The 302-nt window shown below is 48.0% G+C and carries 1 protein-coding gene; it reads right to left on the bottom strand.

The annotated features are described in order from the left end of the window. The coding region (locus P0G09_RS18660; protein WP_275253418.1) for a 5'-3' exonuclease H3TH domain-containing protein at nucleotides 1-302 on the bottom strand (302 nt) is incomplete at both ends.

Genomic DNA, 302 nt, shown 5'->3' with positions numbered 1-302 from the left:
GCGTATCGTGGCCAGATCCTTACATTCACGGGCAATTTTTTCTTCATTGACCAGATTTTCTTTCCGCTTTGACTTGCGCATCTGATCGATATTTTCGTAAAGCCCATCCAGCGAGCCATATTCTTGAATCAGCTTCTGCGCGGTTTTTTCGCCGATGCCCGTGACCCCTGGATAATTGTCGGAACTGTCACCCATCAGCGCCTTCATATCGATAAACTGAGTTGGCGTCACGCCGAATTTTTCTTGAAAATGAGCCGGCGTGTACATTTCGGTCTGCGTCACGCCTTTAATCGTTACGGCAA

It is taken from the genome of Faecalibacterium sp. DFI.5.82 (assembly GCF_029076575.1).
Classification (GTDB): domain Bacteria; phylum Bacillota; class Clostridia; order Oscillospirales; family Ruminococcaceae; genus Faecalibacterium; species Faecalibacterium duncaniae.
This window is presented reverse-complemented; position numbering and strand designations above follow the sequence as displayed.